The following is an 888-nucleotide window of genomic DNA, read 5'->3' on the forward strand; positions in this document are numbered from 1 at the left end:
ACAAGGCCGGCCAGGCCGAGGCGGCGCCCGGTGCCGGCCCGTCGGCGGGGACCTCGGGGGCGCATGGCGAGAAGGTCGTCGACGCCGATTTCGAAGACGTGGACGACAAGAAGTCGGCCTGATCGTCCGGCGGCGCGGTCGTGGCGGCCCGGTTTCGGCCGGCGCCGCCCGCCACGGGCTCCGCCTTTGGCCGCCGCCTCTGGTTCCCGCCTTTGGCCGAAGGCGCCCCCTTCTGCCGAAGGCGGGCGCTTTTCCTTGACCGACCCTGCTCATTTTATTCGACGGCCGCGGCACCGCCCTGAACGCGGCCCCCAATGAGGACCGTGATGGCCACCAAGCTCGATTACTACGCCGTGCTCGAAGTCTCCCGCGATGCGAATGGCGACGAGTTGAAAAAGGCGTATCGCCGGCTGGCCATGCAGTACCACCCGGACCGCAATCCCGGCGACGCGTCGGCCGAATCCCGGTTCAAGGAAATCAACGAAGCCTACGACGTCCTGAAGGACGATCAGAAACGCGCGGCCTATGACCGCTTCGGCCATGCGGCGTTCGAGGGCGGCGGCCCCGGCGCCGGCGGGTTCGATTTCGGCGGCGGTCTGGGCGACATCTTCGAGCAGATGTTCGGCGACATGATGGGCGGCCGGCGCGGCGGCCGCCGCTCGGGCAGCGACATCCAGATCCAGGTCTCGATCTCCTTCACCGAAGCGTTCTCGGGCGTCAAGAAACCCGTCACCGTGCCCACCCGGGTCATCTGCGAATCCTGCGACGGCTCGGGCTCGGCCGACCGCGACCAGGGAGCCGAGACCTGTCCGACCTGCCACGGCGCCGGCAAGGTCCGCGCCCAGCAGGGCTTCTTCCTGGTCGAACGCGCCTGCCCGACCTGCCACG

The 888-nt window shown here is 69.4% G+C and carries 1 protein-coding gene; it reads left to right on the forward strand.

Annotated elements, in window-relative coordinates:
* Positions 1–326 precede the first annotated feature (326 nt).
* Positions 327–888 (forward strand): DnaJ domain-containing protein (locus HUK84_RS20380; protein ID WP_176641821.1); only part of this gene is annotated, 562 nt, incomplete at its 3' end.

Origin of the sequence: Nguyenibacter vanlangensis (assembly GCF_013376155.1) — a bacterium.
In the GTDB taxonomy this organism is placed as follows: Bacteria; Pseudomonadota; Alphaproteobacteria; order Acetobacterales; family Acetobacteraceae; genus Gluconacetobacter; species Gluconacetobacter vanlangensis.